We start from the raw sequence: 13,066 nt of genomic DNA, 5'->3' as shown, positions 1-13,066 counted from the left end.
GGCCGGTGCGAGCGGGGTGGCGGCCGGTGCGAGCGGGGCGGGGGTGGCCGTGGTCCGGGCGTGTACGGCGGCGGCCCAGGCCAGGTACCGCCGGTGGGCGGTGCCCGCCGCGTCGAGGTAGGCGCGGTGGGCGGCGGCGATGTGGACCGCCGGGCTCGCCGGGGCCGCCGTGCCGACGGCGGCGGGTGACGGCCCCGCGGGGGCCCCGGGGTGCGTGGGCGGTACCCGGGGTACGCGCTGCGCCGGGGGCGCCCCGGGTGTGGGCACGCCCTGGGGCGCCGCCGGCGTTGCCGCCTCGCCGTGCGCCGGTACGGGGTCGGCACCGACCGGGGGGAGGGCGGGGGCGGGGAGCATCGGCTCGGGGTCCGGAGAGCTCGGCGGACCGGACTCCTCGATGGCTTCGGTGGCTTCGGTGCTTTCGGTGACTTGGGTCGCTCGGGTCGCTTTCGTGCTCTCGGTCATTTCGGTCGCTCGGGTCGCTCGGGTCGCTCCCGAGGCGGATTCCCGGGCGGGTGGCAACGCCGCGGGCGGGGGTACTTCCGGGAGCCGGGCGGGGACGCGGACCGTGGCGGGCGGGGGCGGCGGGGCGGACATGCCCCGGCGGAGCAGCGCGGCCAGCGCGGCGTGGTCGACGGGGACACCGGCCGCCGTCAGTTCGGCGACCGCGCGCACCAGGTGCGGGACGCCCCGGTCGGGGCCGCCGTCCATGGCCACCGCGAGGTGGTCGCGGCCGGCCAGGATCCGGCTGGTCCAGCCGGTGCACAGGGCGCCGGGGCCGTGCTCGACGAAGACCCGTACCCCGTCCCGCCAGGCGCGCTCCACGGCGGCGGTGAAGTCGAGCGGGCCGAGCGTCTGGTCGGTGACGGCGTCGGCGGCGCGGTCGGTGTCGGGGACGTAGGGCTCCGCGCCGGTGGCGGAGTAGAAACGGATCCCCGGCACCGGGTGGGTCTCGCGGTGGTGCAGGGCCCGGCAGGTCTCGCGGACGGCGGCGGCCTCCGGCACGTGTACGGCGATGTCGTAGTCGAGCGGGATGGCGTCGGGTGTGCCGAGCCGGTCGAGTACCCGTCGGCAGCCGCCGGCCTCGCCGCCGATCACCTGGACGCCGGGGGCGTTGCGCGCCATGAGGTGGACGGCGGGTTCGGCGGCGAGCGCGTCGCGCAACGCGTCCTCGGGGGCGTGCACGGCGTAACTCGCCCATCGTCCCTCCGGGATGCCGAGCGCCCGCCAGTGGCGGCGCACGTCGGTCATCGGGCCGGCGAGGCGGGTGGTGAAGATGTCGGACCGGCGGGCGTCGTCGATCAGCCGCGGCACGTCCCGCCAGGCGCCGAGGGCGACCAGCGCGGTGGATTCGCCCGAGGAGTAGCCGATGGCCGCGTGCGCCGGCAGGCGGAGGACGTCGCGGCTGACAGCGGTGTGGAGCTGGGCGACGAGCGCGGCGCCCCAGATCCGGTCCAGGGCGTCGCTGTGCGGGGCCGTCCGGTCGGCGGGGTCCCGGTAGGCCCAGCCGGCGATGTCCTGGAGCGGGCCCCACCGGTCGCGTATGCCGTGCAGCGGGGCCGGCAGGGCCAGCATGAGGCCGCGGGCCATGCCGGGGTAGGTGGCGGTGCCGTTGGTGAAGACCAGGGCCGTCTCGCCCGTGACCGGCCGGGCCGCGAACGCCACGCCCTCCGGACGCACCCCGCCCGCGGTGAGCCAGCGTTCGGCGGCGGTCACCCGGGCGGTGAGGGTCGCCGGGTCGTCGGCGGCCACCACCAGCCGGGCGGGCCCGGTGTCGCTCCCGGTTCCGGCGCGGGCCGCCGCCAGCGCCCCGGCCGCGTCCCGGCCGGAGAAGACGTGCAGGGTGGTGGCGGTGCGGGGGGCCCAGGGCATCACCCGGTCGGCGCGCAGGCCGAGGGTGACCCGGGTGCCGCCGAGGGTGCGCACCTTGACGCGGGCGGTGCGGCCGTGGTCCAGCGCCGGGTCGGCGGGGCCGCCGGTACGGGGGATCGCGCCGTGCCGCAGCGCCAGGACGGCGCAGGCGAGGGCGAGGGCGCCCTGCGCGGCGTGCGGGGTGCCGAACAGCCCGGCCGGGTCGAAGTGCTCGGTGAGCTCGGTGTATTCGGTTCCTTCGGCGCGCTCGGCGTGCTCGGCGCGCTCGGTCGGGTCGTGCGCCCCGGCGTCGGCGGGCCCGACGACCAGGGCGGCCGCCGGGGCGGCGGCAGAGGCGGCGGGACCGGCGGGGGCCGGGTCGAGTACGGCGAGGACGTCGTCGCCGTCACGCCGGGCGTCGGCGAGGCGCTTGAGGACGACCACCACGGCCGCGTCCCCGGCGGGGACGGAGCGGTCCAGGTCGGCCAGCGCCGCCCGGTGCACGGGCTCCTGGGAGAGATCGACGGCCCCCGCCAGCACCACGTCGGCCTCCCGGCGGCGCAGGGCCCGGGTGCCGAGGTCCACGGCGACCAGGCCGGACGCCTCCTCCGCGGAGACGGTGAAGGCGGGGCCGCCGGTGTCGAGCTGGGCGCTGATCCGGTTGGCGACGACATTGGGCATGGTGCCGACCACGGCCGGCGCGGTCAGCCCGGGGGCGAGGGGGGCGGCCTGCGCGTCCGCGTCGCCGGTCCGCCGGCGGGCCTCGGCGGGGTAGCGGGCGACCTCCGGGTCGCAGCCCATGCCGATCAGGACCATGGTCCGTTCCCGGGGCAGCGTGATTCCGCGGGCGGCGTCGCGGGCGGCCTCGAGCACCGCGGTCTGCTGGCCGAGCGACCGGGCGAGATCGGCGGGCGGGAAGCGGAGGTCCGGGAGGGCGACGTCGTACGTCCCGGCGGGATCGCGCAGCGGGGTGCCGGTCAGCAGCGCGTCGCGGAAGGCGTCCAGCCCGGCACCGTCGGCCACGCGGACGCCGAGGGCGACGACGGCGACCGGGTCCGAGGCCGGGACCTGTCCCGGACACGGGGTGTCGGGAGAGCCGGCTGCCGGGTCCCCGGCACCGGTCTCCGGGACCCGCTCCGGAACGCCGACGGCCGGGACTCGGACCGCCGCTGCCGTGGCCGTGGCCGTGGCCGTGGCTGTGGCTGTGGTCGTGGCCGTGGCCGTGGCCTCCGGATCGTTCCGTCGGGGAGCGGCCGGGCGGGACGGAAGGGCCGGGGCGTGGCCGTCGTCGCCGGTCCAGGCGTCCAGGATCAGGTGGGCGTTGTTGCCGCCGAAGCCGAAGGCGTTGATGCCCGCGCGGCGCGGGCCGTCCCAGTCCTCCGCGTCCACCAGCGGGCGCAGCGGCCCGTCCCGCAGCGCGTCGACGGGTTCGGCGGCGCCGGGCGTCGGCGGGCGGACGCCGGCCTCCATCGCGGCGAGCACCTTGAGGATCCCGGCGCCGCCGGCGGCGGTCACCAGGTGCCCGATGTTGGCCTTCACCGATCCCACCGGCAGGTCGCGGCAGCCGGCGAAGACCTCCGCCATCGCCTCCGCCTCCGCCGCGTCGCCCACGGGCGTGCCGGTGGCGTGGCATTCGAGGTAGGACAGCGACTCGGGGGCGAGGCCCGCGCGGGCGTACGCCTGCCGGACGGCGCGGATCTGGTCCCTGGGCGAGGGCGCCAGCAGGCCCCCGGTGCGGCCGTCGTTGCTCAGCCCGGCGCCCCGGACGACGCCGAGCACCCGGCGGCCCTGGGCGAGCGCGTCGGTCAGCCGCATCAGCGCCACGAACGCGGCGCCCTCGGCGGGCACCAGGCCGTCGGCGTCCCGGTGCAGCGGGCGGCTGCGGCCGGTGGGGCTCAGCGCGGACAGGGCGTCGAACGCCAGGTGGACGGCGAGGTCGTCGGTGCGGTTGACCGCCCCGGCGACCATCAGGTCGGCCGTGCGGTCGTGCAGCCGGTCGCAGGCGAGCTTCACCGCGTACAGCGCGGAGGCGCAGGCCGCGTCGAGGGCGTACGCCCCGCCCTCCAGGCCCAGGGCGGCGGCGGCCAGTTCGGCGGGCAGGCCGGAGGAGAACCGGCCCAGCGCGTCCGGCCGCCGTTCCCCGCCGCGCCAGACGGCCTCGGCGTAGGCCGCCAGCCCGTCGGTGGGCAGCGAGAGGTTGCCCATCACCAGGCCCGCCCGGCCCGGATCGTACGGCCGGTCCGCGCCCGCCTCGCGCAGCGCCTGCCGGACGGCGTGCAGCACGAACCGTACGCACGGGTCGAAGGCGCGGACCCGGTCGGCGCCGGTCGCGAAGCCGCCGGGGTCGAAGACGTCGTCGAACCCGTGCACATAGCCGCCGACGCCGGGGCCGGCCCCGACCGCGACGCCCTCGGGGAGCCGCCAGCGGCCCTCCGGCACCCGAGACAGGCTCACCCGCCCGGCGCGGACGTTGTCCCAGAAGGTGCCGGGGTCGAGGGCGCCGGGCAGCACACAGCCGCGCCCGACGATGGCCACCGGTTCGAAATCCATGGTCGTCCGCCGTCCGTCGCTCATCGCTCACGCTCGTTCAGGTCGTGTCATCGGTGTGGGGGGCGTCAGTGCCTGACATGCGGTCACCGCGCCGTCAGCGGGGGCGGGCGACGAGCCGGACCCCGGTCAGGACGGCCACCGGCGTGCCGTCCGGGGCGCTCAGCTCCACGTCGCACTCGGCCTCCGCCGGGCCGACCGGGCCGGGCCTCACCCGCAGCGACGCGGGGCCGTCGAGCGGTCCCGGGCGGTGCCAGACGAACGCGCCGACCCCCATCGGCAGTGCGGCGCCGCCCAGTACCTCCCGCGCCCACAGGGTCGCCAGTTGCAGCGCCCCGTCCACCGCGAGCGGGTCGGTGTGCCAGGGCCCGCCCGGCCAGCCCGCCGCCCGCAGCCCCTCCACGGTGCCGGTCGCCCCGGCCGCCGCCGACAGCCCGCCGACCTCGCGCAGGCACTGGAAGGCGGGACCGTGGAAGAGGGTGTGCCCGTCGTAGACGGTGCCCTCGTACGGCGGCGGGGCGGGGGGTGCCGCCCGGCCCGCCGGGGCGGGGGGTGGTGTCCGGCCCGCCGGTACGGCACGGGCCCGGTAGTTCGGTACGGCCTTGCCGTGCCCGTCGGGCCCGTCGTACCGGAGTTCCAGGATCGCGCCGGGCCGCGGGCCGCCGGGCGCGTCGGTGCGGGCGGGCGCGTTCGTCGGACCCGGCTCGGTCTCCGTCAGGCGCAGCAGGTCACCGCCGTCGCCCTCACCGCTGTCGCGGCCGTCGGTGTGGAAGCCGGTCAGGGCGACCTTGCTGAGGACCCTCAGGTCGGTGACGGTGCGGTCCGGTCCGGCCAGGGCGGTGAACCACTCCAGCGCCATGGCCGCCGGCAGCACCGGTACGCCGCCGATCTCGTGGTCGGCCAGGTAGGGGTGGGCCGCCCGGGTGACCAGGACCTCTCCCCCGAGGCCCGGAAGTTCCCCGGCTCCCTCCGCTCCCCCGGCCCGGCCGGCTCTTCCGCCGCGCGCGCCGGGCGCCGGTGCGGGCGGGCCGGCGGCGAGCACCACCGGCACGTCGCCGCCCTGCGCGCGGAGTTCGGCGAGGCAGGCCCGCGCGCCCTCCCGTACCGGGATGAGCGGCACGCCGGCCGCACGGAAGCGGCCGGCGAGGGTGCCGTCGACCATGCCTCCGTCCCACGGGCCCCAGGCGATCGCGCGCACCAGGCAGCCGGGACGGCGGGCCGCCTCGGCCAGTGCCATCTGGGTCACGGCCTCGTTGGCCATGGCGTAGTCGCTCTGGCCCGGGTTGCCGTACACGGCGGCCACCGAGGAGAAGACGCACAGCACGCGCAGCGGGTCGCCGGCCGTGGCGGCCAGCAGGTTGCGCAGGCCCTCCACCTTGGTGTCGAAGACCCGGTCGAACGCCTCGTCGTCCTTGTCCTCGATCCGGCTGTCCGCCAGCACCCCGGCACCGTGGATCAGCGCGGTGACCGGCCCCCACTCGCGGCGCACCCCGGCCAGCGCCGTCTCCAGCGCGGCACGGTCCCGGACGTCGAGCGCCAGGTAGCGCACGCGCGCCCCGGCCTCCTCGGCGCCGACGACGGTGGCGCGGATCTCCCGGGCGGCCAGGATCGCCGCGGCCTCGGCACGGATACGGCGCGGGGTGGCCTCGCCGGCCGCGCGCAGCCGCGCGGTGACGGCCCGGCGCAGCTCCGCCTCGCCGGTGGCCCGCCGGACTTCCTCGGGTTCGGGGGCGTCGGCGGATTCGGTACGGCCGAGCAGCACGATCCGGCAGCCGTACGTCTCGGCGAGGGCGCGGACGACGGCGGCGGTGACCCCGCGCGCCCCGCCGGTGACCACGACCACGGAGTCCGGGTCCAGAGGGCTTGCGCCGGTGGGTACGGCGGCGGTGCGTACCGGCCCGGTGGACACAGGACCGGTGGATCTGGTGGACACAGGACCGGTGGACACAGCAGCGCTGGACGCGGGGCCGGTCAGTGGTGCTTCGGCGTGGATGAGGACCCGGCGGGTGCCGTCGGCGGCCAGTCCGGCGTCCGGGACGGCACCTCCGGTGAGCAGTTCGCGGGCGATGTCCCGGGCGACGTCGGCGGCCGGGCGACCGTCCCGCGCGCAGTCGACGGCCTTCGCCGACACCCGCGGCCACTCGGCGCCGACGGTACGGGCGAGCCCGGCGAGCGCACCGGTGACCGCCCGCCCCGGTACGGCGCCGGACAGCCCGAAGTCACCGCCGGTGTCCTGGACCGTGACGAAGACGCCCTCGCGTGCGGCCGGTCGGGGCGCCAGCGCCCGGGCGGCGCGGAAGGCGCGGCGAACGGCGGCGGGTGCGTCGAGAGCGCCCAGGCCGTCCAGCACGATGACGCCGTCCGCGCCGTTGCCGTTGCCGTTGCCGTTGCCGTTGCCGGAGGTTTCCGCGAGGCCGACAGCGCTGGTGATGCCGGTGATGTCGGTGATGTCACGGGCGAGGAAGGCGCGTACGCCCGCCTCGTGAAGCAGGGGGAGCAGCGCCCGGGCGACGCCCGTGCCGTCGTCCGTGACCGCGACGCGGGAGCCGATGAGGCCGGGGAGCGCGAGACCGGGCGCGGCGGCGGGAACCGCGCGGACCGCCAGCCGGAACAGGCCGGTGGTCGCCGTGTCGGAGGCCGCCGGGAGACGTTCCGCGTGGGCCGCGTCAGCCGGGGTGGGCTCGGTGGCGGGGCGCTGCTGTGTGTCGGGGGCGGGGGCCGGCGCGGGCGGCGCCGGCCCCTCGGTGGAGGACTCCGTCGCGCCGCCCCGTCCGCCCTGCGCCGGGCCGTCGGCGGCGGTGGCCGGGGCACCGGCGGTCGCGGGGGCGAAGGCCGCGACGACCTGGCGTACGGTCCGCGCCTGGTGTGCGGTGCGGGAGTCGAGGTCGGGCAGGCCGGGGTAACGGCTGCGCAGGGCGGAGAGGATCTCCACCCGCTTGATCGAGTCGACGCCCAGGTCGGCGGCGAGGTCCATGTCGGCGTCGAGGACCTCCTCGGGGTAGCCCGTCCTGTCGGCGACGATGCCCAGCACCGCCGCCTCGTCGGGCAGACCGCCGGGGCCCTCACCCGGACCGGCCGGTTCCGCCGGGGCCGGGGAGGCGGCGGGCCCGTACGGCTGGTCGGCCTCCGGCTCGGGAGCCGGTGCGTACGCGGGAGCCGGTGCGTACGCGGGAGCCGGTGCGTACGCGGGAGCCGGTGCGTACGCGGGAGCCGGTGCGTACGCGGGAGCCGGTGCGTACGCGGCCGGGGCCGGCGCGGCGGGTGCGGGCTGGAAGGGCTGGAAGGGCTGAGGCGCGTGATCGTACGGCCCGGCCGCGTATCCGGGCTCCGGTGCGTACGCCTCGGGGGCCGGCGGCGGGACGACCGCCTGCGGAACCGGGACGAACGTGTCGGGGAGCGGCGGACCGGCCGGGGCCGACGGGTGGGCGAACGGCTCGGCGGCCGCGTACGGTCCGGAGGCGGCGTGCGGGGACGCGTACGGCGCTGGGGTGGCGTGCGGGGACGCGTACGGTGCCGGGGCGGTACCGGCGGGCGGGACGGTGACGGGCTGATGGCCCGTCAGGGTGGCTTCGGACATGCGCAGGAAGGCCATGTGCGCCTCGGCCGTCACCCGCTGGTAGGTGACGTGCGCGGCGCTGACCTGCTGGTGTGCCTCGCGCAACGCCGCCGACCACCGGTCCTGCGGGACCGGGACGGCCGGAGTCCGGTCCGTCGCCACCGGGGCGTGTCCCGCCGTGGGCGCGTACCCCGCCGCCGGGTCGGCGACGGCCCCCGGGAACGGTGTGCCGGGACCGGGCGCCGTCGCACTCCCCGCCTGCCCGGGGGCGGTCCCGTACGGCGCCGGGGCGACCGTGGGGGACGTGCCGCTGCCCGGAACCGGAACCTGAACCTGGGCCGGTGCCTGGGGTGCCGGGTCCGGCACCTGGGCCGGGCGGGGCGGGTTGGGCGGGGGGAGCGCGGCGGCGCCGCCCGGGGGCGGGTACGGCCTGCCGTGGTTGGCGCCGGTGAGCTCCACGCTCGCCGCGGACGGGCTGGTCTGCATCGATGTCTCCTCGGTGGGCGCGAAGGGCGCCCACAACTCGTCGAATTCCAGGGCGATTCCGTGGACGGCCAGCCGGGCGAGGCCGTCGTGGAGCGCGGCCGTGCCCTCGGCGCCCCGGCGGTCCAGGCTCACCGCCAGGTGCTCGCGGCCGGCCAGGACGCGGCCGGTCAGGCCGGTGAGGGTGTCTCCGGCGCCGACCTCCACGAAGACGCGGACGCCGTCGTCGTGCATGGCCCGGATCTGCTCGGCGAACCGGACCGGGCTGGTCAGGTGCCCGGCCACCCGGTCACGGACGGCGTCGGGGCCGGCGTCGGCCGGGTAGCGGTCGGCGGAGGCGTTGGCGTAGACGTCCAGCGCGGGCGGCCGTACGTCGAGGCCGTCGAGGAACGCCCGCAGCGCGGGCACCGCTCCGGCGACGACCGGGCTGTGGAACGCGGTGGCGGTGCGCAGCCGGGTCCAGCGCACCGACGCGGCGGTGAGCCCCGCCTCCAGGCGTTCGATCGCGGGACGGGTGCCGGCGACGACGACCTGGTCGGGCGCGTTGTGGTTGGCCACCCACAGCTCGGGGGCGCGGGTACCGCCGTCACCGTCATCACCGTCGGCGCCCTCCCCGTCGGCGCCTTCGCCGTGGTTCAGGGCGTCCAGCAGGGCGCCGACCTGCTCCGGCGGGGCGGAGACGGCGGTCATCGCGCCGGGAGCGGTGGCCGCGTCGCGCATCAGCTCGCCGCGCCGCCGCGCCAGACGGACCAGGGCGGGGGCGTCGTAGCAGCCGGCCAGGTGCAGGGCGACCAGTTCGCCGAAGCTGTGCCCGGCCACCGCGTCGGGCCGCAGCCCGGCCGCGCGCAGCACCGCGGCCAGCGCCAGGCTGTGCGCGGCGAGCGCGGGCTGGGCCCACTCGGTCCGTTCCAGCTCGGCGGCCTGCCGTTCCCGTACGGCGTCGTCGAAGGCGGGCGGCGGGAAGACCACCCGGGGCAGGTCGTCGAGGCGGTCCAGGTCGTCCGGGGCGCCCGCGGACTCGTCCGGGCCGGGGCCGCCGTCGCCGGGCGGCCCGGCCAGCGCCCAGGCGGCACGGTCCCACTCCTGGCGGGCCTGGGGGTAGGCGATGGCGACGGCAGCCCCCATGCCGGGGTACTGGCCGCCCTGCCCGGGGAAGAGGAAGGCGACCCGGCCGGTGAGCGGGGCGGAGGCGCCGTAGTGGACGCCGCGCGGGTCGGTGAAGGCGGCGGCGGGGTCCGCGCCGATCCGCTCCGCGGCGGTGGCCAGTTTCTCGTTCAGGTCGTCGCGGGTGCGGGCCACCACGGCCAGCCGTACCGGCGCGGTGGGCCGGAAGTCGCGCTGGGCGGCGCGGGCGACACCGACGAGCGGACGCGGGTCGGCGCGCAGGCTCGCGCACTTCTCCAGCAGGGCGTCGGCGGAGTCGGCCGCGAGCGGTACGAGTTCGGTGGCGGAGGTGCGGATCAGCCGCCCGGGCCTCCGGTCCGCGTGCTCCCCCGCCGGGCGGGGCCCGCGCTTCCCGGCCGGCCGGGATCCGTGCTCCCCGGGCGCGTCCCCGCCCGCGTGCGCGCCCGGCACGTACTCCTCCACCGTGACGTGGAAGTTGGTGCCGCCGAAGCCGAAGCTGGACACCCCGGCACGGCGGGGGTGGGGCCGGGCGCTGATCCAGGGCCGGGCCTCGGTGTTGAGGTGGAACGGGCTGTCGTCGAGGTCGAGCGCGGGGTTGGGCCGGGTCACCTTGATGGTGGGCGGCAGCACCTTGTGCTCCACGGCGAGGACGGCCTTGAGCAGCCCGGCCGCGCCCGCCGCGTTCTTGGTGTGGCCGATCTGGGACTTCACCGAGCCGAGCGCGCACCACTGCCGCCCGCGGTGTCCCTCGACCTCGGCCTCCTCGAAGACGGTGCGCAGCGCGGCGATCTCGGCCGCGTCGCCGGCGGCGGTGCCGGTGCCGTGCGCCTCGATCAGCTCGACGGTGCCGGGTCCGTAACCGGCGGCCTCATAAGCGCGGCGCAGCGCCCGCACCTGGCCCTCGGGCAGCGGGGCGTAGATGGCGGTGCCGTGGCCGTCGGACGACATGCCGATGCCCCGCACGACGGCGTGGACGTGGTCGCCGTCGCGTTCGGCGTCGGCCAGCCGCTTGAGGGCGAACATCACCACGCCCTCGCCCAGCACCATGCCGTCCGCCCGGTCGGAGAACGGCCGGCAGTCGCCGGTGGGCGACAGCGCGGGCGTCTTGCTGAACGAGGTGTACATCACCGGGTCGTTGAGGGTGTCGACGCCGCCGGTGACGACCAGGTCGGCCTGGCCGAGGGCGAGCTGGCCGACGGCTCCGGAGAGCGCGGCGAGCGAGCTGGCGCAGGCGGCGTCGGCGGTGTAGTTGCCGCCGTGCAGGTCGAAGCGGTTGGCGATGCGGCCGGCCACCACGTTGCTGAGCAGGCCGGGCAGCGTGGCCTCCCGCCAGGGGGCGTACTGGGCGGCGATGGTGTCGCACACCGCCAGCGCCTCGTCCTCGGGCATCCCGTGTTCGCGCAGTGCCTTGAGCCAGACGGGACGCTGGATGCGGCCGGCCATCTCGGTGAGGAGTTTGAGGGCGGAGGTGCCCAGGACGACGGCGGTGCGCTCGCGGTCCGCCGCCACCGGGCGGCCGGCGGCGAGTCCGCCGAGCAGCCGGTCGGCCACGATCAGGGCGAGGAGCTGGCTGGTGTCGGTGGCGGACAGGTCCCTGGGCGGGATGCCGTACGCCAGCGGGTCGAAGACGACCGGGGGGAGGAAGGCGCCCCGGGTGGTGTAGGCGCGGTCGGGGGCGGCGGGGTCGGGGTCGTAGTGGTCGCCGGCCAGCCAGTGGGTCGCGGGGACCTCGGTCACCTGGTCGGTTCCGGCGACGACGGCGCGCCAGAAGCCGCCGGTGTCCGGGGCACCGGGCAGCAGGGCGCTCAGCGCGACGACGGCGATGGGCGGGACGCGGGTCATCACGTGTCTCCTCGGATTCCGGGTGCGGACGGGCGGGCGGGCGGTGGGGCCGATACCGGCTGCGGGCGGGGGCTCAGCCGAGCGGCCGGGGGGTGAAGCGGAACGCCTGTGGCGGCACCGGCACCCCGTGGGTGCGGAACTGGTGGGCGCGGGTCAGTACGGCGGCGCCCTCCAGCAGGTTGCGGGCGACCTGGACGACCGTGCGGCGGGCGGGGTCGGCGAGGAAGCTGTCCCGGGTCCAGTCGTTGAAGGCGCCCACGGCCGGGCCGCACCAGATCTGGTAGTCGGTGCGGCGGGCGGTGGTGCCGTCGATCGCCCACCGGCTGGAACGGCCCAGGTACCAGCGGAAGACCAGCGCCATCCGGTGCTTGGGATCCTGTTCGGCGCGGTCCAGGACGGCGGGGTCCCGGCGCCGCCAGTACGCCCGGGTCTCCTCCCACACCTCGTCGAAGCCGGCGCCCAGCACGCCGCGTTCCAGCCGTTCCCGCAGCGGCGGCGGGATCGCCTCCAGGGAGGCGTGGGCGTGGTAGGCGTCGTGGAGCTGCCGGGCGCGCGGGCCGAAGAGCGTGCCCCGGGCGAGGACCTGCACCGAGGCGCCGAGTTCGAACATGTCGGAGGCCGGGGCCAGGGTGACGTCCGCGACGCCGGCCCGGTCCAGCAGGCGCTTGGCGTCCTCGGACAGGCCCGCCTCCACGCAGGTCTGGTTGACCGAGCCGGTCAGCACGTAGGCGGCGCCGGTGGCGAACGCGGCGGCCACCGCCTGCGGGGTGCCCAGACCGCCGGCCGCGCCGATCCGTACCGGGGGGAGGTGCGGGTGGCGGGCGGCGAGCCGGTCGCGCAGCTCGGTGACGGCGGGCAGCAGGGCGGGCAGCGGGCGGCCGTCGGTGTGCCCGCCGCTGTCGGCCTCCACGGTGAGGTCCCCGACCACCGGCAACCGGGCGGCCAGTTCGGCCTCGGCGGGGGTGATCCGTCCGGCGGCGGCCAGTTCGGCCAGCAGCCGGGGCGGGGGCGGGCCGAGGAACTTCTCCGCCACCTCGGGCCGGGAGACCTTGGCGAGCAGCCGGCGGGGCCGCACGATCCGTCCGTCGGGCGCGGTGCGCAGGCCGCTCGCGGCCAGCAGTACGACGGCGGGGGTGAGGTCCATGAACGCCGACACCGACACCGCCGGCACCCGGCGGCGGACGAGCAGTTCGGCCAGGCCGTCCTCCCAGGCGGGGTGCTGGGGGGCGTGGATGAGGTTGACGCCCCAGTTGGGGTGGTCCGGCAGTGCGGCGGCCAGGGTGTCCACGGCCCGCTCGACGGTGTCCAGGGGCATCCCGGCGGCGCCGTAGAAGCCCAGCATCCCGGCCCTGGCCACGGCGGTGACCATCGCGGTGGTGGCGATGCCGTTGGCCATCTCCCCGGCGATGTACGGGAAACGGGTGCCGTGCGCCCGGGCGAAAGCGCGGTCGCCGAGCCACTCGGGGTAGAGCGGGGGCAGGCTCGCCCGTACCGGCAGGCCGCGCGGGTCGCCGGTGACGGCCCCGACGCCGCCGTCCGGGGTGGCGACCAGGTGGGCGGGCTCGCGGACGGCCCGGACGGCACGCAGGACGTCGGGTGCGCCGCCGGGGAACGGAGAGGCGGGGACGGGGGCGGGGGTCGTTGCCGTGCTCACGGCCGGCACGG

3 protein-coding genes are annotated in these 13,066 nt (G+C 77.9%); all 3 read right to left on the bottom strand.

Annotated features, from left to right (window positions below; all coding sequences use genetic code 11):
* On the bottom strand, window positions 1-4,422 hold a 4,422-nt coding region (locus tag KUM38_RS02220; RefSeq protein WP_302181155.1), incomplete at its 3' end, for a beta-ketoacyl synthase N-terminal-like domain-containing protein.
* A 70-nt stretch (window positions 4,423-4,492) separates the two neighbouring features.
* Window positions 4,493-11,401 (bottom strand): type I polyketide synthase, encoded by a 6,909-nt coding sequence (locus KUM38_RS02215; RefSeq protein ID WP_217127542.1) that lies wholly within the window; start codon window positions 11,399-11,401, stop codon window positions 4,493-4,495.
* A gap of 73 nt (window positions 11,402-11,474) precedes the next feature.
* Window positions 11,475-13,055 (bottom strand): PfaD family polyunsaturated fatty acid/polyketide biosynthesis protein, encoded by a 1,581-nt coding sequence (locus KUM38_RS02210; protein WP_308408885.1) that lies wholly within the window; start codon window positions 13,053-13,055, stop codon window positions 11,475-11,477.
* Window positions 13,056-13,066: the final 11 nt, after the last annotated feature.

The organism is Streptomyces sp. AC558_RSS880 (assembly GCF_019049255.1).
GTDB lineage: Bacteria > Actinomycetota > Actinomycetes > Streptomycetales > Streptomycetaceae > Streptomyces.
The sequence above is the reverse complement of the archived record's forward strand: the minus strand, read 5'-3'. Positions and strand labels throughout refer to the sequence as shown.

Bases quoted from the DNA above. Each gene is read 5' to 3' on its own strand.
- KUM38_RS02215 (WP_217127542.1), bottom strand. From the start codon at position 11,401: ATGACCCGCGTCCCGCCCATCGCCGTCGTCGCGCTGAGCGCCCTGCTG.